This is a genomic window from Spiroplasma turonicum (genome assembly GCF_001262715.1).
GTDB lineage: Bacteria > Bacillota_I > Bacilli_A > Mycoplasmatales > Mycoplasmataceae > Spiroplasma_A > Spiroplasma_A turonicum.
In genome coordinates, this window is sequence record NZ_CP012328.1 from 886,799 (window position 1) to 908,709 (window position 21,911).

A 21,911-nucleotide genomic window follows, 5' to 3' on the forward strand; every position below is an offset into this window, starting at 1 on the left:
TATTAATATTTGTTTATAATAATAAGGTAAAAATTAATATCTTTTAGAATGAGGATAATATGAATAAACTAACTAAAATATTAGCAGCAGTAATTTTTTTTACAACGCCAACAATATCAGTTGTTGCATGTGGAAAGAAAAGTAATGACAATGAAAACAATGATGCAAATATAACTACAGATTTACAAAAAGAAATGCTAGATGGAGCTGAAATAATGTCAAGGTTTATTTTAGCAAGTAGACATGAAAATCTAAATTATAATTTAAATGAAATACTTTCAATGTATTTAACTCCTATCCCTACTGCTTTAATGATGCCAGTAGCTTATAAATATAAGAATCAAAATATAAATTTTAATACAAAAATTAATTCTTTTAAAAACTTATTAGAGCCAAACTTAAATAAAATAAATAATGATAATTATTCAGGTGTATTTGCAAGTTATTTAATGGGAATGTATGATGATTCATTTTATGAAAACTTTATTAATAATGGTTATTTTGAAGATTCATTTGATGAATATGGGCATACTGGTTTTAATAAATCAAGTAACAATGAAATGGGAATACTTGCAGGATTAGATAAAGAATTAAAACTTTCAGAAAATCAAAGTAGACGAAATTTAGCTTGAGCAATTCAAGATACAGGTGCCTTGACAAATTATCTATTAGATAAAGGCTATGATGGTGCATTTCCTGGTGATACAAATGGAACAACAAGTCCTCAATCAAGTTCAATTGATAAAACAGGTGGTACAAATGGTAGTGGTTATTTATATTACAACTCCATTATCTCAAGTGGTAAAGGAACTAAAAATGGACTTAAAATTGCAAATAATAGTGTTACTGAAAAATTAAGCGAAAGTAATACTTTTGAAGCTGCTAATCTTAAAAATAATGACTTCTCATCAAAGATTAATGGTATATTATTTAATAAAACTGGTTCAATGATCGCAAATACTGCAGGTAGTTTAAATATGAAAGGATACATAAATAATATGTCTTCTCTTTTAGAATCAGTTAATGAATCTGATTTTGGAGCTGAATCACTACTAACTTTATCTAATTACATTACTCCATTATTAATAGATAGTAGTAGAACTAGTGATTTAATAATGCAAGCTGTAGCATTTAGTTTATTAATTAATTCTATATCTTCAATAAACACTATACAAAATAAAGATTCAAAAATATATAATTATTTGAAATCTAAAAATTTTAATGAAGAAGTTTTAAATACTAAAATTAATCATAGTGACCCAATTGATTCTAAATTATTAACTAGTTTAAAAATTTCATCAACAATTGAAAGTAGTATTGAAAAAATTAAAACAATTAGACTATATAGTCAATCTGAAAATGAATCTGAACCATTAAAAAATTTGAAAAATATATCTGATTTTTTACTTGAGTTAAAAAGTTTTCAATCTCAATTAAGTGATGATGATAAAAAAGAATTTGCAAATTTACTATTTTTAGATGATGATTCACCTTTTAAGACAAATTATAATTTAATTATTAAAGCTAATATATCTGGGTTTGACTTTGGGGGTGTTGGAGAAGATGGTTGAAAAGCAATGATTAAAGAAGATGCATCAGGTGCAATAAATCTATTAAATTTAATTGGTAGTGCGTTTGATGGGTTATCAAGTAATGAAAGTATGGAATTAGTTAAGTCCATTGATAAAAATAATGATTATAAAAATAAATCTGTATCAGATTTAACAAGAAAACAAAAACAAACTTTGATTAAAAACCTGGGTTATGATTATTCAAATAAAAAATATATTGATGATAGTTTCTTCAAAAATTATAATCAATTATTAACTAATACTGGAATACCTGGTGTCAATGAGTTAAAAGACCTGTTTGAATTCTTTAAAAAAAGCACCAATGATTCAATGCAATTAGTTCATGAACAAGCCTTGCAATATATTTATGATGATAAATATTGAAAAATGACTAACAAGAATATATCTTCAACAGATCCAACAGAATTGGGAGGTAAAATAGAGTTTACTCTAGAATATACAGGAAATGGTGACTCTGATTCTAATGCATCTAATCAATTAACAAAAATTGATGTACCTGAAAATTTTAACCCTTATCAAACAAAAGTTGATCATCAACAAAAATTTTTAAAAAATAATAATTTAACTGATAAAATTGATTCTAAAAGAAAATCAGGAATAGTTTTGGGTAAAAGCCTCTTAGGTTATGAAGATAAAGATCTAATAGAATATGATGGAAAAGGCGAAAATTATAAAAAAGTTAAAAATACTTACAAAATCATTTGAGAAAATATTAGTAAAAACTCTGACACACCTCATTGAATTGTCACTGACATTAAATGTACAAATGAAAATGGTGAGGAATTCTATAATATATATTAAAAAAACTCTTAACAGAGTTTTTTTTATAAATCATAATTTGAACTATTATTAACATTTGAATCATTTTCAAAAATTGGTGTAATTGGTTCATTATTTTTATTTGCCATTTCATCAATAGTTTTAGTTTCTGCTTTACCTACTAATATTAAAATTCCTCCTACTAAAAGACTAGTGAACAAACCAAAAACACCTGCTCATATTCTAACTTTTACTTTACCCGATAAAAGCAATGATGATAAAATTATGTTTAATAATGCTAAAATTACAAAAGATATGCAAATTCCAAGTGAAATACGTGCCATCATCCTTGTATATGTTGCAAATTTTTCAAATTGTTCTTCATTATTTTTATAATCCTCTTTCATTTTTTCTATTGTACTTTCAATTGCCATAGCAGAAATTGCATTTAAAGAACCATAAAGTATAACTATAGAACTTATTACTATAACTACAATTGCTCCACCCTTACATAATCCATTTATTTTCATATTATATTCTCCTATATATTAATTATAAATTAATTGTATTTATTAATAAATACTTTCAACATACACTAATGAATTAATTATTAAATTTAAATCCCTTTTAAGTTTTTTTGATAATCTCTTTTTAAACTCTTTATAACTATTTATACTTTTATACTCAATAACACCTAGTGGATAATCATTTATTCTTGTAGACTTTTTTTTATGTACTACATGAAAGTTATTATATATACTTAACTTATGAAAGTTATCATCATTTTCTATACTCATTAATTTATCGATCAACTTTGGAGTTAAAAACATTGCTGCTCTAATATCATTTGATTTTAGATTTATATCATATTTTCTATTAAATAATTCCGATTCTGTTTGATAGTTTTTATCAAATTTGGTCCCTTTTGATACAACAATATTATTATAACTTTCATCAAATTTATCATTTTTATAATAAAGTTCATAAATAATAGTATAATCCACACGAGTTGTTTTACCATTTGAACGAACTGTCTTATAAGGATCATTTATAAAAAATAATGAATTTTTATTTTTAAAATTAAAAATAATATTATTAACACTATTTTTTTTATCATCAAAACTAGTATTATTAAATTTTCTCTCATTTGAATAAAAGCTTATAGTAGAGTTGTTATAAATAAACTTAATATCATTAATCAAATTTGAATAGCTTGAATTGAATAATATTCCGTTATAAAGCCTTGTCATTCGATCATTTTTAAATTGTAAGTTAGCAATTTTTTTAAATGAATTAAAAAAACCAAAATTATAAAACCTAGACAAACCATAAATTACAATTAATATAAAACCTATTCCAATAATCAAAAAAGATATAATCATATTAATTGTTAAATTATTTTTTTGGTTTGTTTTTAAGTCAAATAAAGTATACTTTAAAAGACCACCTAATAATAGTAATACTCCAATTATTAATATTAATATTCTAAAAATTATTAATCTATTTATAACTTTTAATAAATTTTCAAATTCTTTATCTTCTTTAAACTCACTATCTATTAAATCATCAATTATACTATCTTCCATCATTAATTCCCTTCATAAGTTTATAATACCAAATATAAATATAAACTTGATATTTATATTAAAAAACTATTGCATTAAACCTACTTTAATATTTTAAAATAATATAGAAGAAAAAACTCTTCAAACATAGAATAGAGGTAATTATGAGAGCAATAATCGTTAGTGATAATAAAGAAGAAATTGTAAAGTTAGTTGAACAAGAAGAACCAAAAAACTTAAAAAATGGTGAAGTTTTAGTTCAAACAACCTTATGTAGTCTGTGTCATAGTGATTTACATATGGCACAAAACCCACTTAATATAGGAGTTTCAATTGGCCATGAATCAATAGGAAAAGTTTTAAAAGTTGGTGAAGGAGTTAATAAACTGAAAGTTGGTGATTTAGTTGGTTTTCCAGCTGGTTTACATGGAGCATGCGGTAGTTGTTATTATTGTAAAAATAATGATGAAGTTTTCTGTGAACAAGCAGAATATACAACTGAAAGAGGTTATGGTACTATGCAAGATCTATCAATTGAAAGAGAGGATTATTGTATAAAACTTCCTGATAATATTGATTTAGGTGCTGCTTGTATAGCAACATGTGCTGGTATTACTGTTTATAAGGGTTTTAAATCATCGAAAATTAAAGAAGGAAGTATTGTTGCAATATTTGGAATTGGTGGTCTTGGTAATGTTGCTGTTGAATATGCTAAAAACTTTTATAAAGCAAAAGTTATAGCAATTGGTTCAAATAAAGATAGTTTAGAAATTGCAAAAAATAAAGGTGCTGATTATGTTATAAATTGAAAAGAAGAAAACTTCAAAGAGAAGTTGTACTCAATTTCACCAAGAGGAGTGGACGTTTCATTAGTTACTAGTTCTACTTCAGAACAGTTTAAAATGGCTTATGAAACATTATCACCAACTGGCCAACTAATTGCAATAGGACTTCCACCTGAAAATTTAGAAATAAATATACCTGATTTAGTTATAGGTGGAAAACAAATAATAGGATCATTGATTGGTAATAGAAATGATTTAAAAGAGTGCTTTGATCACCTTGTAAAGAAAATTTTTAATCCTGAATATGAAATCGTTAATATTGAAGAAGCTCCAAAGTACTTTAAATTAATGAAAGATAATAAACTATTTAAAAGAATCGTGTTTAATTTTAATAAATAAAAAACAGATATAAATCTGTTTTTTTAATCAATAACAATCAATTTTTCTTCCTTTACAATTTTGTTATCAGTTTGCTCTTCATTTTCATGATTTTTGTATTTACCACAAAGCATTAATACACCACCAATTATGCCTGCAAAAATTATCGATAAAACTGAAGGTAATATAATTGATTTTAAATTACCTTTTAATGCATATGCAGTTAATACTATTGTTGGTATACAAAATGTAATTGATATTATATAAAATATAACTTTTAGAATTTTCAATCCTCTATCTATTGACTCAATATTATTTGAATCACCAAATATTCTAATCAAATCTTTGTCAATTTTATTAAAATTAATTGCTAATAAAAGAATATTAACAAGATTTAAAAATAAAATAACAGAAGCTAAAGATATTGTCACAATACAACCCGCTTTACATAATTTATCTAGTTTCATAAACCAACCTTCTTTTTTTTATTATATATTAATAAATGATTAAAATATTTTTACAATGCATCTATTAAAAAATTTATTGAGTATGATAAACGTTCTATATCATACAATAACTTAGTATATAATTTTTCTTTAAAATCGCTGTAATTTTTAATATTTATATAATTTAGAATTCCAATTGGTAAAAAACGGTCATCATATTTCCTACTATATGAATCACCAAGAAAGTATAGATAATCATTTACTCCTATTTCTAACATATCTTTTGTATTTGCATTAGTTACTCTATCAATAAATTTTGGAGTTAAAAATAAGGGTGCTCTTAGATCATTTGGATTAATGTTAATATCAAACTTTTTATTAAACAACTCTGATTCAGTTTGATAAAAAGGATCAAAAGAATTAGCTTTTATTAATCTAAGACCTTTTAATTCATTAGCATATTTATAATTAAAAATCATTAATTCAAATCTTGATCCATAAGATTTTAAAATATTTTTACTATATTCTTCAGTTGGTGAAGAATTTGAATTCAAATCAGTATAAAATTTTGCAGGTAAACCATTTATCATAAAATCAGCATAATTTTCTTCATTTGATGCATATATACTAATAAACTCATATTTACCAGTTACTTGGTTTTGTTTAATGTGTATTTTTTCGTTAAAGAATATTCTAAAATCTGTTATTTTAACTTTTTTGTAAGTGTTTTTAATGTAAAACTCATAAAGTAATGAAGTTTTATCACCTCTAAATTGTTGAACTGCTAAATATTTTTTATTAATATTCTTTACAGAGTTTTTATTTATATTTTTAACTAGTCAAACCACAAACAAGACTATTGATGTTATGAAAAAAACAGATGAAATCATTCTCAAAACTGTTTCTAAAAGTGAATTTTTAAAGAAGACTATTGAACCAAAGAATCCAACAATAGAAAGCACAAAAAAAACTATTGTTAAAACAATTAGAATAATTAAAGGTTTCTTTTTTGATTTATTTTCTTGATTAAATAAACTCATAAATTTTTCATCATTTTTAAAAATTTCATCAATTTTATTTAAAATATCTATTTTATTCATAATAATCCTTATCTATTTATTTAATTTAAAATTTCTTTCTTCAAGTTTATTTTTTAATTTATATAATAAATTGTTTATAAATACTAATAAATAATGTTGAGCAACAATTCATATTATAAAAATTATAGTTAAAATAAACATATAAACTCCAACATTATTACCAATTCATAGTCTACCAGTTTCAAATTCCATAAATGGGTATGGTCAAACTGATCTATTATCTTTTAAATACATTAATCCCCTAACATAAATAAATAATAAATAACCAAATGGGTAAGCAATTGATATATAAATATCTTTTTCAATAAAGACTTTTTTGTAACTAATTTTATTTTTACCTGTTGTAATAACAAAAAGTATCATTAGATAGAGTGGACAAATAAAGTGAGTCGCTATTGTGCAAGCTATTTGATTTTTTGTGTACTGAGTTAACGATTGACCTTGATAAAATAAATCAGAAATCACCGCTGCTCAAAAAATAAAAAATACAATTAAGTTTCAATTCATTAAACTTAATAAGAAACCTGTTCCATTAACTCCTATTGGTTTTTTATTATAATTAAAAATTTTTATTATGAGTCAAACAATTGTAATTATGTTAACATGAACAGATAAAAAACTCATTAAATAGTCATAATTCATATAACTTGAAGTTGCACTATATCAATATTCATTAAAACAGCACTCGTATAAACCTCAAATTAACATTGACAAAAAGAAAATCATTAATATCAAATAACTATATCATACTGGACTTTTATAAAAAGCTTTTTTGTCTAACATAATTACCCCCTAAATCACTTTTATGATTATAACATATAAGAGTTGGAATTAATTTCAAACTACTCTGATATACCTATTGAATTAATATCATCTAATCATCGTAAACTTAAAGACTTTTTAAAATATGTATCTTTAATAAACTCATTGTTATTAAATAAAATTTCAGAGAAAGGTTTTAAAATAAGTTCATCTAATTCTAATATTATTGCACGTGCTCCAAACTCAATAATACTTTCTTTGTTATAAACATAATCAATAATCTTATTTAAAACACTTGGTTCAATTTTTAACTCAATATTATGTTCTTTATCTAAATTTAATCTAAAGTTATCAAGTTTAGATTTTATAATATTACCAATAATATTTTTATCCTTTAAATGATCAAAAATTATAATATTATCAACTGAAATTCTATTTAAAAGTTCTGGTCTATTTAAAGTTTTTATAAAGTATTTTTTAGTCGATTCAAGAATATCATGTCTTAATCTATCTTCACTTGATGAAAATGTGATATCATCTGTGCCAACATTTGATGTAAATATTATAAAAGTGTTTTGAAAATCAATATGTTCACCTTTAGGATCTGTTAAAACTCCATAATCTAATATTTGCAAAAATATATCTAAAACACTATTGTCAGCTTTATCAATTTCATCAAATAATAATAATGAGTTTGGATATTTTTTTACATGTTCTGTTAATAAACCTTTTTGTAAGTCATACCCACTATATCCAGGTGGAGGACCAACTAATCTTTGATCAGATTCTTTATGTTTATATTCACTCATATCAAACCTTTTAAAGTTATTTTCATCATCACTTAACAATTTTGATAGTTCTAAAGCTATTTCTGTTTTTCCCACACCTGTTGGTCCTGTAAAAAACATTACCCCTTTTGGTTTTTTAGAATTTGATGTTGAAAGAATGTAATTTAAGTCTAAAAAAACCATCCTCATTATTGAATTAATTTTGTTAATAGCATTTTCTTGTCCTTTAATTTTTTTATTTAACATATTAGTTAAATTACTAAACTTATTAATTTTTTCTTTAGTTAATTGACTGCTGAAATTATGATTATGTAATTTTTGAACTTCAAAAAACTTATCATAAGGATTTTTAAATAATTCATTTTGTATATTAAAAATAAAATCAAACAATTTTTCAGACTTTTCATTTTGTAGATAATTATTAAGATTTAAATTCAAATTATTATAATGGTTTATTAAAGTTTTTTCTTTTATTTTCAAATTTATATTAGGAATATTAAAATTAATTAACTCGATTCCTTCTCTATTTAATTTATTAGTTATTGTTTTAACTGAAGGAATAACAAATATAAATGTTATGCTTTTTATCAATTTAATTAAATTAATATCATCACTGCCATATGTATTTATAATTGAAGATAAGAATTTATCTTCAATATAATTTATATAATTATTAAAATCAATTATGTTAAGAGGAGAAATTATAAATACTTTTTTTGATATTTTATTTTCTTTTATAACATTAAAAAAATTATCAAATGAGGTATTTGGTTTAAGACTAAAGTTAGCTTCTTTTTTTAAATATTTATTTATTCAAACATTACAACTTTTACCTGTATTATTTTTTATAGTTTCAAATGTTTTTGTTTTGTTTTCTAAAAGACTATGAAAGTAAGAGAAATATAAATTATTATTTTCTAGAACTTCAATTACTTCAATATCTTGATAATAGTTTTTCAAATTATTTATTGTATATCCAAGTATTTTGTCATAAGGCTGACCTACATCATTAAAATAAATATCATTTATATTTCCAGAAATAAATAAAATATTTTTTTTAAAGATAAAATTTTTAATTTCATTTAAATTATAATTCATATTCAATAACCTCATTTAATTCAACAATGTTACAATTATCTTCAACAAATCTTAATAAAATATTATCAACATATTGTTCATCATTAATACATTCAGAATAATAATTTAATAATCATTCAGATAATGGAGTTATTATTTTTTTATATAAATAATTTACAACACCTCTTCCTCCAACAATAGTCAAATCTTCTTCTTTTTTTAATAGTTCTATTAAATTAGTAATAAAAGGTTTATCATAAAAAATATTAATATTGTATTTCTTTATAAATCTTGCATTTAATAAATCTAGTTTTGAAATAATAATTTCTTTTAATACATTATCACTAGAAATAAAGTTAAATGGTATTATATTATTTATACCAATTCTATTTAACAATTCTGGTCTTTTTAACTCTTCAATAAAATATTTTTTTACTGAATTAATTATCGACTCTCTAATTGTAGATTCTTTTTGTGCAATATTTACAGCTTTACTACCAATATTAGAAGTAAATATAATAAAGGTGTTTTCAAAACTAACAACTTCATTTTTAGACGAAGTTAATATTCCATAATCTAAAATTTGTAAAAATAAATCAAGAATTTTATCATGTGCTTTTTCAACTTCATCAAATAACAATACACAAGAGGAATTATTTAATAAAACGTTGGTTAACTGCCCTCCTGATTTTGAACCTACATATCCAGGTGGAGATCCAATTAATTTTAAATCAGTATGCTCATGATTATATTCAGACATATCAAACCTAAAAAACTTTGTATTATCTTTAAAGATCAATTTTGCTAATTGTTTTGCTAGTTCAGTTTTACCAGTACCCGTTGGACCAACAAAAAATAGAACCCCTCTTGGTTTTTTTGTTTTAGGATAAGAAAAATAATCTTTAAGTCCATAAAATGCAACATTAAGCGAAGACTGTATCTTTTCTATAGCATGCTTTTGTCCCTTAATTACTTTATTTAATATTACAGATGAGCTATTTATTGTTTCAATATTAGAGTTTTTTCAATCATTAATGTTTTCTTGCTTTTTAGTGTAGTATTTATTATTAGACTTATAAGGTTTTATATCTCATTTTTTTGCTAAATTTAAGTTTTTTTCATTTATAAAGTCAGTTTTTAAAAGTAAATTATCTTCTGTAGTAAAATATTCTATATTATAAATTTCTTTAATATAATTTATGATAAATTGCTTAAAATCAAGATCATTTTTATTAACTTTTGACATTTTAAAAATACTTTTAATGTTTAAAGAAGAAGTGTTTTTTATTAAAAACCTTAATAAACTTTCGTTATATGGAATATTATTTGCTTCTTTAAAATTAAATATATTGTAAAAATTTTTATAAAATATAAAACGTTCATTTTGAGTTGGATATCCTATTGACATAACTTCATAATTAATTGAATAATCAGTGAGTTTCTTCTTAAGTAAACTATCTTCATAAGTTATAAGTACAACCTTGTTAGCTAAATTAATATTTTGGTTTTTATTTTTTACATTTAATAATAAGTCTTTTAAAATTTGAACAATATGATAATCATTAGACAGTTTATTATCAAAATAAACTAAAAAAATACAATTTTCACATTTTTTATTAACTATTTTATTATTGATTTTACTAATATAATTTAAAAAACTATTTTTGTACATTCTAAAAAGTTCTGGTTTAGCAAATGAGTAATTTAAATTTCATTCGCTGTCTTTATTTGATAATAATTGGAAAGAATGAACTGAATTTTTTATTAAATCTTCTAATTCTATAATAATGAAGCTACCATCATTATCATTTATTAAAAAAAAATCATCAACATTACCATTAATTAATAAAAAATCATTATTTTTTAAGGATTTATTTATATCATAAATATAAGCCCTCATATAAAAACACCTCATTCATTTTATACTATAAGTTTATAACATAATTAGGTTGTAAGTAAATAAATGAACTGTTTTTTTAATAATTATATTAAAGCTTCAATGTATTTTAATGCTATAGACATATCATTTAAATCACTCTCTATTTTAGAGGCTACTTCGTTGATAAAATCATCATGACTTATTATTTTTAATAAATTTATAAAACCAATGGGTAATTCTTTATAATTCTCAGTAACTAATAAACTATTTACATAAATTCCATTATCGATTAATATTTCATCAAATATATCGTTTTTAATATTAGATAATTTATCAATAGCTTTTGGAGATAAAACTAATGCAGCATTTAAGTTGTTATTTTTTGTTATTACAGAGTATTTTTTGTTAAACAAAGTTGACTCAGTCTTGTAATTATTTTTAAATAATGAGTGTTTTATTATTTTGATGTTATTAAATGACTCATCATATTTTTTAGTTTCCAATTTTAAAGTATAATTAATTTTATAAATTGTAATAGTTTCTTTTTCATTAATTTTTTTTGTTTCAATTATAGGTTTATTAATTATAAATTTACAGATATTATTTTTATACTTAAACATTAAATAATTAGTATTTCTTTCACCTTGTTCAAATATTTTTTTGATATCATTTTTATAAAAACTAGGTTTTGATTGGTAATTTTTTTTAAAAATAAATTGTACGTCCTTAATGTCATCTTTAAAATCATATTGGTTTAAAAACTCATTGTATAAAGTACTCATATCTAATTCTTCAAAAATATATTTTTGCACTTTTTTATACGGTAATTTGAATATGTTTTGATTCTTATTTATTACAGTATATATAATGAAAAAAGTCAATAAAATTAAAAATATAATAATCAAGAATATTTTAATACCTAAAGTAAAGTCAAGAATTGTAAAAGAAAATATTGTTACAATCAGAACTATAAAAGTTAAAAAAAAATATGAGAATGTCCCTAAATATATATAAGGTTTTATTTTATTAAATTTAATTAAGTTATTAATTTGTTGATTAAATTGAATATTGTTTTTTAGCTCTGATAAAGTTTTTGGATTATGTTTAATCATATTTTTCTCCTTTTTACAATATTTATTTTATATACTTTAATCAACAATTGTATGTTATAGTTAAATTTTTGTTGATTTTATTCGATAATTAGTTATTATAATATTGACATTAGTCAATAGAAAGGTTTATTTATATGAATGGAGTAGCAAAAGGTGGAATTATTACATCATTTATAGGAGCAGGATTTTGTTGTATTATGGGAATCATATTTCTTTTTAGTAGTGCAGCTTTAACAAAAGTTGTATCAAATATTGACAAAACTGTAATAATTGCTATTGGTGTATTATTGTTGGTTGGTCCTGTTCTTGTTATAGTGTTTGGTTCATTAGCGCTTGCTAAAAAAACAAACGGCTTTAAATTAGCTTGCGGAATAATTGCACTATTATGTGTTGTAGTTGCTTGGGCAGCCTATTTTGTACCTTTGATTTTATTTTTAGTTGGTGGTATATTAACACTTTGTGGAAAAGCTAACAATTAATTTATAAAATATTATTATATTCATTTTAATTTATGCATTAAATATAGCGTAATTAAAATGTTTTTTTTATGCTATTTTTAATTATAAATGAGTTTATTATGGAGGTTTAAATGAAAAATGTACTAATTATTGGAGTTGGTCACATGGGTGAGGCAATTTTATCATCACTAACACAAAATAAAGATTTAAGTATAACAATTTTAAATAGAAATATAGAAAAATCATTATCATTATCAAAAAAATATAATTGCAATTATATTGAAGATAAATTAGAAATAAATGAAAATAAATATGAGTATATATTCTTATGTATAAGACCTAATCAAATAGATCATTTTTTCAATAACTTTATTATAAAAGATTTAAATGATAAACTTATAATCTCAGTTCTCAATGCATATAGTATTAATGATTTAAAATTAAAGTTTGGTGATAATTCAAATATTTTAAGAACGATGCCAAATATGAACGCAAAAATAAATATGTCAACAACCGCATATGTTAAATATGGTAAAAATAATAGTTTAATTAATCAAGGAATAAATATATTAAAATATTTTGGTAAAGTTTATGAAATAAATGAGAATCAATTTTCAAGTTTTGTAGCATTGACTGGATCTGCACCTGCTTTTATTTATTCATTTATTAAAAGTTTTAAGGATTTTGCAAAGTCAAATGATTATCAAATAAATCAATCAAATGAATTTATAAAAGAGACAATTATTGCATCAACAACTCAGGCTTTAAGTTCAGAAGAAAATATTGATGATTTGATAAGTAAAATAACTGTTCCAGGTGGACCTACCGAAGCTGGGATTGAAGAACTATTAAACAATAATTTCAATAATATCTTGATTAAGTGTTTTGAAAAAACAAAAACAAAAGCCTAGTTAACTATATCTCTTTTTTCATTATAATAAAAATCATCTTTATTTAAAATTAAAATTATTAAATATATTCAATTAAAACCAATACCTAATCAAGAAAGTATTAATAGTACTTTTTTATTGTATAAACTATAAAATAATAATGAGATTGTTCCTAAAAACAATAAAGAAGAATAAGTTATAGATATTATCAAAAATGTTTTATATTTATTTGTTACAGTATAATTTAAATTTAAAAATATAATTATGATTATTTGCAATACAAAACTAAGCAGCAAATTTAATATTATTATATAGGTGAATAATTTCTTGAGATCAAATTCTTCATAATCATTTTTTTTATGCTTATTTAAATATATAATAAAAGGTAAAGACAATGGTAATAATCAAAAAGTTAAAAATAAAAATTTCTTATTTATAGTATGGTTTGTTAAATATAATAAACTAGAAATACAAACAATAACCATAAAAACAAAGAAGAATAATATAGATATGCTTAAATAATCAAAACCACTTTTAAAGTAATTCAAAGCAAATATAATAGGATTTATAAAAAGAATATATAAATTTATTGTAATAATTGTTGTTAATAAAATTTTAGAAATCTTGTTCATTTTTTTAATATCACCTTAACAAATATTTATTATATATAATTAAAATAAAAAAAATATTAATATAAATTTTAATTAAAGCAAAAAGGAAGCTAAGTAGACCAGTATAAAATTACTGGTTTTTTTGATAGAAAGGAAATAATGCCAAAAATTTATGATATTAATATAAAAACTGAAGCCGTAAAAAGGTACAAAAACGGTGAAAATATAGACAAAATAGCTAATGATTTAAATATTAAAGCAGGATCACAATTAATAAGAATCTGATATAAGTCCTCAAAATCTTGTTATTCTTATAGTATATATAAGGATTGCAAAGAGGTTAAATTGATGAGTCAAAAGTTAAAAAAAGATTTTATTTCTAAGGAACTTAAAGAAAAAAATAAAGAAAATAAATTACTTAAGGACCGAATAAAAAAATTAGAAAAAAACTTAAAGTTTGAGATAGAAGAAAAAATGTTGGCAATAGCGAGTAAAGAAATATTGGAAAAGTCCATTCCTTCTTGCACGGCAACAATATTAATGAATTTATTGAAAATGAGCAAGAAGGAAAAGATAATGATAATGGCAACAAAAGCTTATAAATATTATGCATGCTCTCAAATATATTATTTAGTTGCTAATTATGGCATGGGAACCAATAGGTTAATAAATTATTTTAAAGTTCATAAAAATACTTATTCGAAATTCAAAATGAAATTAAAATTAGAAAACCCTATTTTGTTATACAAATACAAGCTAAAGATTCCAACTATTAATAGCTTTGAAAATGAAAGATTTGAAAATGCAGTAGACTTAGTAAAAGATTTTAAAGAAGCAAATAATGATTTACAAACAGGTTCTCTTTTAATAAGGAAATGAATTTTTGTTAATAAGAATAAAAGAGTCTCTGAAAAAATGATTAACCTAATCAAAAGAGAAAAACCTGAGGTATTTAAAAACTCATTTAGTAGGGACAATTGCAAAAAATCAAGTTATTTCAATGAATCTAAAAAACATAACTCTTATGTTAGAGATGATTTGATTGAAATGAATTACAATACTCCTAATGTAGTTGGAGTTGATGGTACTAATCTAAAAATAGAATTAAATAATTCTTCTTATAAAACAAAATTAAATTGCATGATATCTTATGACTGGGATTTAAAAACTATTGTTGCATATAACTTTGATAAAAACGAAAATTCAAACAGCTCGTTAAAGGTTTTTAAAAGGATAAATGAGTATTCAGTAAACACTAATTCAAACAAAGTAATACAATCTGACAGAGGTTTAGCTTTCTCATGTGAAAAAATATTTGAATATGTAAATAAGAAGAATAATATAGTGCATTCTATGTCTAAAAGAGGTTTTAAACATAACGCCTCAACCGAAAGTTTAAATAGATGAGTAAAAGAAAAGTTTTTTAAAACTTATGGGTGCAAATTTAAAAATATACAAAATTTTTATGATACTTTTAGAAAATTTGTTTATAACTTTAATAAACTACAATTTTTGAAATATAATATATTTGATCAAAAAAACCAACATTTATAAAATAATTGGTCTACTTAGGTTACACAATGCTTAATGAAAATTAAGTTATTATATTAATATTTTTTTTATAAATTTTTTGAAAAGTTGTTTTTCGTATTACTTTATCTTTATCATTTTCACTTGAAAGTATTGTTTTATATATAAAAATAGTATAATTTGAAAACCCTTTATAACCTTTTAAAGTTAATATATAAGTTACTCCTGAGTATTCTAAAATACTGAAATCTGATTGTAAGTTATTTGTCTCAATAAAAATATTATTTATTTCATTTGGAAAAGCATTGCCTTTTTCATTTACATCCATAACAACTTGATTTCCTTCAACACTTGAATAATCATAAATGAAATCATTATCAACATACCTTCTTTCATAAATATCAGTATAATCTTTATTAAGCTTATTATTTTCAATATCTAATGGGAAATTAAAATCATTTTCAAAAAAACTATTAAATATTGATACATTATCACTTCTTAAAAACGTTGTTAAATTCTTTTCACTGTCAGAATCACAAAAAGTTAATTCATTTGTTACTTCAGTTGCAGAACAAGAATAAACTGTAAATAATGATGACATTAAAAAGTTTAATGAAAAAAATAATTTTAAAAACTTTTTCAAATTATCCTCCGATAAATTTATTATAATTCTTTTTTGTTATATATTCTATAATTTAAGTTTATTAAAAAGAAAACCCAAAATAAATGTTACCATAAAAAATTAATTTTATTAATATGTTAAAATAGTTTTATGAAAGAGTTAAAAAATAAAAAAATAGTATTTTTATTTTATTTATTCGTTACAATTGTACCTATTTTTTGTTTACTTTTAGATTACTTTATGTCAAGTATACAACCTGTTGAAATGAACGTTGGTGAATATTCTATTGATAAATCTCTTATAAATCAATTAATATATTGATCTGTTTGGTCTTCTATAGATATTTGTATTTTTGGTTTACTAAATGCAATTAACAATAAACACAATAATATGCCAAATTGAATTACTGGTAAAAATAATTTTACAAGAATTACAGCAGAATCTTTTATTTTGTTTGTAATATGAATCGGTGGTTTAGCAGGTGGTGCAGTTGTAGGTTTTAACTCATGATATAAGATAACTAAGTCAATATTAGAACACGTATTAGTTCCAATTATTATAATAATATTTTATTTTTTAATAAATAATGAACGTTTTTCTACAAAAATATACTTCAAAAAATACTCTTGGTTTAGTTTAATAGTGGTTAGTTTATATAGTTTATTTGTTATATCAAGAGCTATTATGATTCAATTTTATGATAATAATGATGAGCCTTTTAGTCAATTTCCTTATGATCAAATGAACCCTAGTATTGTAGGTTGACCTTTAGTCATAATATTTTTTATTTTATTTTTAAGTTCATTTGTAGCTATTTCAACATTATTTAATTGACTATCAAATATAAATTTAAAATATCGTAGTAAGAAGAATAATATTGCTTAAATAAAATTGATTTTATTATTTTTATAAATATTTTTAAATTATAATTCTAAAATATTTATAGAAAAATTAACTTAGCAAAAAGAAAGCTTAGTATACCAGTATAAAAGTACTGGTTTTTTTCTTAGAAAGGAAATAATTATTTTCGAATATAAAATACATATAATATTTAATTTTTGTTATTATATAATCATTTTATATTTGTACAAATTTTAAATGGTATTTTTACTTCATTTATATATAATTATTTTAATGGAGAAATAAAAATGACAAAAGAAGATATTTTAGCAATTATTAAAAAAGAAAATGTTAAATTTATTAAGTTACAATTTACAGATATGCTTGGAATGTTAAAAACAATTGAAATTCCATCAACAAATTTAAATAAAGCACTAAATAATGAAGTAATATTTGATGGTTCATCAGTTACTGGCTTTGCAAAAATTGATGATGCAGATATGTATTTATATCCAGACATTGATACTTGATTGATACTAGAACTAGAATCAACTGATAATTATAAGGTTGGTAGATTTTTATGTGATGTTTATACTTCAAAGAAAGAACAATTTGAAAGTGATCCAAGAAGTATACTAAAAAATTGCATTAACATTATGCGAGAAATGAATATTGGACATAATTTTAATGTAGGTTTAGAACCAGAATTCTTTTTATTTCAATTAAATGAAGATAAAATGCCAACTTTAAAGCATACTGATTTTAGTAGTTATTTCGATACTCCATCACTTGACTTTAATTATAAAGTAAGACGAGAAATAATGTTTGAATTACAAAAACTTGGATTTAAAATGGAAGTATCACATCATGAAGTATCAAAATCACAACACGAAGTTAACTTTGAATATTCTAATGCGGTTGATACTTGTGATAAATTACAAACATTTAAAGTATTAGTTAAAACAATTGCAAAAAAATATAATATGTACGCAACATTTATGCCAAAACCAATCAAGGATGTAAATGGTAGTGGTATGCATGTAAATTGCTCAATTTCTGACATTAATAATAATAACTTATTTTATGATGAGAGTATGCCTAATGGACTAAGTCAGTTAGCAATATATTTTATTAATGGAGTATTAAAAAATGCACGTGAAATATCATTGTTGACAAACTCAACTATAAACTCATTCAAAAGATTAGTTCCTGGTTTTGAAGCACCTTGCTATATTGCTTGAAGTGATTCAAACAGGTCAACAATGATTAGAATTCCTGCAGCAAATAAACAAGCTAAAAGAGTTGAAGTAAGGTCAGTTGATTCAAGTTGCAATCCTTATCTAGGTTTAAGTGCAATATTAATGGCCGGAATAGATGGTATTAAAAATAAATTAACTGATTTTCAATCAATTAAAAGAAACTTGTTTAAAATGGATAATATTGAAAGAAAAGCTTTAAACATAGATAACCTTCCTCATGATTTGCAAGAAGCTATAGAATGTTTTAAAAAATCTGATTTTATCAGAAGTTTTATAGGTAATGACTTACACAGTAAGTTCATTTCAATAAAAGAAAAAGAATGATTAGATTACTCAACAGAAGTTACTGATTGAGAAATAAAAAATTACTTAAAAACATATTAGTATAAAATACTTAAAAAGTCCATTACATAATGGACTTTATTTTATTAATTTGTTTTGGAAGGATTTATAGATTTTGTTTTCTTACTTATTCTAATAAACCAAAAAGTCAACAATCCAGCAATTGCCAATCCAACAACTAAACCTAAAACTACATATAATATATAAGAAGTAGATGTTGAAGCTTCATCAAAACCAAAGACTGTACCTTGATATAAGGCATTTTCACCTTCTTTTATAGGGTTACTATTAATAACACTTGAAAAATTTGATTTTATATAATTATAAAATTCAGATGATTCTCCTAAAAATGAATCAACTGAATGACCCATTTCATGGTTTAATGTAGTAAAAATATTTGGAGAGGTTCATCAATTTTTAGTATATTGTTCTTTTGCTTCATTAACTGGAGAGTCTAAATTAAATGCAGCACCATTATAAACAATATGAGAGTATGCAATGCCCCTTGGTCCAAAAGAGTTATTTACTTGACCAGCCATGCTTGTATAACCCATAACACCTTTATTATTTCCTGAACCATCAACGATATCATCATCAGGTGAAAATATAATCGCTATTAGGTTATATTTAAATGAATCTTTTTCATTTTCTCCAAGAGAATATCAATTAGTAATATAAAATGTAAAGTTCATTAAATCTAAAATTTGATTTTTAAAAAGATTAGTTTTAATAGAACTCCAAGAATAGTAATTTGACATTGCATCAATTGCTTCTTTTAAAAATATGTTTGACCCTGATTTAGTAACAGAACTTTTTGTATTTGTTTTAAAAAACTCATCCATTTCATCAAATGATTTAAACATTCGGTCATTTGAACCTTTTACAAAATTAAATTTTTCTATAGATGAAGCAGATGCTTTATTTAAAGTATCATACATAAACTTAGATATATTTTCATAATCAATATCATTAAATCCATTTTGGAATTTTGATTGTAGCAAGTAATTTCCCAAAATAGGATTGTTGACTGAATTATGATTTAAACCTAGGTTACCTTGAAAAAATGCTGACTCAGTAGCAAAAATTACTGAGTTAGAACTATATAATTTATTAGTTGTAGCTAAATATCCAATTTCAGTATAATTGTTATACCCTAAATCATTAGCATTCATATTTGTGTCACTGCTGTTTAAATTTGTTTTATATATTAAATTATTACTATTATTATCTTTTAAATCCAATTCTACTTTTGATTTTAATGTAATTCAATCAAATAAACCATTTGTATTATTTTTTAAAACTGGATAAATATTTAAAAAATAGTAATTAACAATTTCTCATGATTTATTTTTAGCGCTATCTTCAGTTGTAGTTCATTTTGAGTATGCTTCAGCGAAATATTCTCTATATGATGTTAAACCATATAGAGAAATGTTAATAATTGGAGCCATTAATCCCATGTAAAAAAAATCTTCAGTTAAATCATTTTTATTGTCAATCATTAACCTATCATATAAATTCTTTGCAACTTCGTTTTCTTTTATATCACTATGCTTGTAAATAAAATATTGCAATGATAATCCACCTCATAAATATGAATTAATTTCATTTTCAGGATTATTTGGTGTTTCAGCTTTATTAATTGTATTATTATTTATAGAATTAAACTTATAATTATTTGTTTCAGCATTAAAATTAAATAAAGATAAAATAATTGCAAAAACATAAAAAATAACGATAAAGATGTTAAACTTTTTTTTCATTTCTAAATCCTTTTTATTAATAATTTATATTATACATAAAATTATTTATCAATTTTATTAAAAAAGGAAATTAATTTGTCAACTTGATTTATATCATAAAGATTATTTTCATTTATTAAATTTAATAAGTTATTTATAGATGATAAATAACTTAATTTGTAATTACTTTTTTCAAAATTAGTTTTTGATATTTTTAAGTCATAAGAAAAAATAGCACAAACCCCTAGAACATTAAGTTTACTATCTCTGAGTAAATCACAAACTTTTAAAGCACTACCCCCAGTTGAAATTAAATCTTCGATTATAATTACATTTTGCTTTTCAAAAAATCTTCCTTCTATTTGTGAATTTCTACCGTGATCTTTAGGTTCTGGTCTAACATATATCATTGGTAAATTCATTTTTTGACTAATCATTGATGCCCAAGTAATACCAGATGTTGCTACACCTGCAATTAAAGTAACACTTTGATAGTTTTGCTTAATTGAGTCAATAAAATAATTAACAATTTTATTTCTATATTCAACATAACTAATTAATACTCTATTATCACAATATATAGGGCTTTTTATACCACTAGCTCAAGTAAAATAATTTTCAAAATTTAGTTCAATAGCCTTAGTTTCTAATAAAATGTTTGCAACATCATTTTCTTTATTAATCATTTTCTCACTCCCTTTTTAGTTCTAAATATTTTTTATAAGGATTATTAGAATTTGTAATTTCTCTACCAACAACTATATAATCACTTTTATTATATTTTGCTTCATTAATCGTAGCTACTCTTTTTTGATCTGAATTGTTTTGTATAGATCTTATACCTGGAGTTAATGTTTTAAAATCATTAGTAATTACTTCCTTTATAGATATAGATTCTCATACAGAACAAACAACACCATCTATTTTACAATTATATGATAAAGTTGCTAAATCACATATTGATAACTTGAGTGGTTTATTTATTTTTAAGTCATTTTTTAAGACATTTTCATCTATTGAAGTCAAATAAGTGACTGCAAATATTTGTGTAGAGCAATTTAACTCTTTTTTTGCTTTATAAACAGAATCAAGCATTTCTTTTCCACCACCTGCATGAACAGTTATAATGTCAGGATTTAATTTTAACAAATTTAAGGTAGCTTTATAAGCAGTATTTGGGATATCATGAATTTTTAAATCAATAAATATTAGATACCCTTTTCTTTTTAAATACTTTATTATTTTAGGACCATACTTATAAAATAATTCCATTCCTACTTTTACAAACAACTTCTCATTTTTAAATTTTTTTAAAAAAGATTTTAAAATTTTTAGATTTGAAAAGTCTAATGCGATTATGATATTATTTTTCAT

General features: G+C 22.4%; 20 protein-coding genes. 7 read left to right on the plus strand and 13 right to left on the minus strand.

Annotated elements, in window-relative coordinates:
- The first annotated feature begins 59 nt into the window (after positions 1-59).
- On the plus strand, positions 60-2,393 hold the full coding sequence (locus tag STURON_RS03885; protein WP_075048574.1) for a hypothetical protein: 2,334 nt from the start codon (positions 60-62) through the stop codon (positions 2,391-2,393).
- A gap of 23 nt (positions 2,394-2,416) precedes the next feature.
- Here STURON_RS03885 and STURON_RS03890 read toward each other — a convergent pair whose 3' ends face one another.
- Positions 2,417-2,881 carry a hypothetical protein gene (locus STURON_RS03890; RefSeq protein WP_075048575.1) on the minus strand — a complete coding sequence of 155 codons (465 nt, stop codon included), beginning with the start codon at positions 2,879-2,881 and terminating at the stop codon, positions 2,417-2,419.
- A gap of 42 nt (positions 2,882-2,923) precedes the next feature.
- Positions 2,924-3,940 (minus strand): hypothetical protein, encoded by a 1,017-nt coding sequence (locus tag STURON_RS03895; protein WP_144416198.1) that lies wholly within the window; start codon positions 3,938-3,940, stop codon positions 2,924-2,926.
- 140 nt (positions 3,941-4,080) lie between these two features.
- Here STURON_RS03895 and STURON_RS03900 point away from each other — a divergent pair, with 140 nt between their 5' ends.
- Positions 4,081-5,100 (plus strand): zinc-binding dehydrogenase, encoded by a 1,020-nt coding sequence (locus STURON_RS03900; protein WP_075048577.1) that lies wholly within the window; start codon positions 4,081-4,083, stop codon positions 5,098-5,100.
- Between the two features lie 23 nt (positions 5,101-5,123).
- On the opposite strand, the gene STURON_RS03905 is transcribed toward STURON_RS03900, so the two are convergent.
- From STURON_RS03905 to STURON_RS03930, 6 genes are all read right to left on the minus strand, one after another.
- The gene (locus tag STURON_RS03905; protein WP_075048578.1) at positions 5,124-5,546 is read right to left on the minus strand and encodes a hypothetical protein; all 423 of its coding nucleotides are present in this window, start codon (positions 5,544-5,546) and stop codon (positions 5,124-5,126) included.
- 50 nt (positions 5,547-5,596) lie between these two features.
- Positions 5,597-6,625 (minus strand): hypothetical protein, encoded by a 1,029-nt coding sequence (locus STURON_RS03910; protein WP_075048579.1) that lies wholly within the window; start codon positions 6,623-6,625, stop codon positions 5,597-5,599.
- A gap of 12 nt (positions 6,626-6,637) precedes the next feature.
- Positions 6,638-7,408 (minus strand): hypothetical protein, encoded by a 771-nt coding sequence (locus STURON_RS03915; RefSeq protein WP_075048580.1) that lies wholly within the window; start codon positions 7,406-7,408, stop codon positions 6,638-6,640.
- A gap of 59 nt (positions 7,409-7,467) precedes the next feature.
- On the minus strand, positions 7,468-9,273 hold the full coding sequence (locus tag STURON_RS03920; RefSeq protein ID WP_075048581.1) for an AAA family ATPase: 1,806 nt from the start codon (positions 9,271-9,273) through the stop codon (positions 7,468-7,470).
- Positions 9,263-11,152: an AAA family ATPase gene (locus STURON_RS03925; RefSeq protein ID WP_075048582.1), complete on the minus strand. Its 1,890-nt coding sequence runs from the start codon at positions 11,150-11,152 to the stop codon at positions 9,263-9,265. Before STURON_RS03925 ends, STURON_RS03920 begins: the two co-directional genes overlap by 11 nt.
- 83 nt (positions 11,153-11,235) lie before the next feature.
- A complete protein-coding gene (locus STURON_RS03930) occupies positions 11,236-12,243 on the minus strand; it encodes a hypothetical protein (protein WP_075048583.1) in 1,008 nt (335 codons plus the stop codon).
- 134 nt (positions 12,244-12,377) lie between these two features.
- On the opposite strand from STURON_RS03930, the gene STURON_RS03935 reads away from it, so the two are divergent.
- Together STURON_RS03935 and STURON_RS03940 are read left to right on the plus strand one after the other, a co-directional pair.
- A complete protein-coding gene (locus STURON_RS03935; RefSeq protein ID WP_075048584.1) occupies positions 12,378-12,722 on the plus strand; it encodes a hypothetical protein in 345 nt (114 codons plus the stop codon).
- Positions 12,723-12,832: 110 nt separating this feature from the next.
- Positions 12,833-13,612 (plus strand): pyrroline-5-carboxylate reductase family protein, encoded by a 780-nt coding sequence (locus STURON_RS03940; RefSeq protein WP_075048585.1) that lies wholly within the window; start codon positions 12,833-12,835, stop codon positions 13,610-13,612.
- On the opposite strand, the gene STURON_RS03945 is transcribed toward STURON_RS03940, so the two are convergent.
- The gene (locus tag STURON_RS03945; protein WP_075048586.1) at positions 13,609-14,223 is read right to left on the minus strand and encodes a hypothetical protein; all 615 of its coding nucleotides are present in this window, start codon (positions 14,221-14,223) and stop codon (positions 13,609-13,611) included. The two genes, STURON_RS03940 and STURON_RS03945, sit on opposite strands and share 4 nt — an antisense overlap.
- A gap of 138 nt (positions 14,224-14,361) precedes the next feature.
- Between STURON_RS03945 and STURON_RS03950 the strand changes: the two genes are divergently transcribed.
- A complete protein-coding gene (locus STURON_RS03950) occupies positions 14,362-15,756 on the plus strand; it encodes a hypothetical protein (protein ID WP_075048587.1) in 1,395 nt (464 codons plus the stop codon).
- Between the two features lie 40 nt (positions 15,757-15,796).
- On the opposite strand, the gene STURON_RS03955 is transcribed toward STURON_RS03950, so the two are convergent.
- Positions 15,797-16,375 (minus strand): hypothetical protein, encoded by a 579-nt coding sequence (locus STURON_RS03955; protein ID WP_075048588.1) that lies wholly within the window; start codon positions 16,373-16,375, stop codon positions 15,797-15,799.
- Between the two features lie 129 nt (positions 16,376-16,504).
- Here STURON_RS03955 and STURON_RS03960 point away from each other — a divergent pair, with 129 nt between their 5' ends.
- Positions 16,505-17,239 (plus strand): hypothetical protein, encoded by a 735-nt coding sequence (locus STURON_RS03960; RefSeq protein WP_075048589.1) that lies wholly within the window; start codon positions 16,505-16,507, stop codon positions 17,237-17,239.
- Positions 17,240-17,502: 263 nt separating this feature from the next.
- A complete protein-coding gene (glnA, locus tag STURON_RS03965) occupies positions 17,503-18,837 on the plus strand; it encodes a type I glutamate--ammonia ligase (protein ID WP_075048590.1) in 1,335 nt (444 codons plus the stop codon).
- 44 nt (positions 18,838-18,881) lie between these two features.
- On the opposite strand, the gene STURON_RS03970 is transcribed toward glnA, so the two are convergent.
- Genes STURON_RS03970 through pyrF form a run of 3 tightly spaced genes read right to left on the minus strand, consistent with a single transcriptional unit; the run spans position 18,882 to position 21,911 of the window.
- A complete protein-coding gene (locus STURON_RS03970) occupies positions 18,882-20,558 on the minus strand; it encodes a hypothetical protein (protein WP_075048591.1) in 1,677 nt (558 codons plus the stop codon).
- A 41-nt stretch (positions 20,559-20,599) separates the two neighbouring features.
- Entirely contained in the window at positions 20,600-21,223 is a 624-nt protein-coding gene (pyrE, locus tag STURON_RS03975; RefSeq protein ID WP_075048592.1) for an orotate phosphoribosyltransferase, read from the minus strand.
- Entirely contained in the window at positions 21,216-21,911 is a 696-nt protein-coding gene (pyrF, locus tag STURON_RS03980; RefSeq protein ID WP_075048593.1) for an orotidine-5'-phosphate decarboxylase, read from the minus strand. Before pyrF ends, pyrE begins: the two co-directional genes overlap by 8 nt.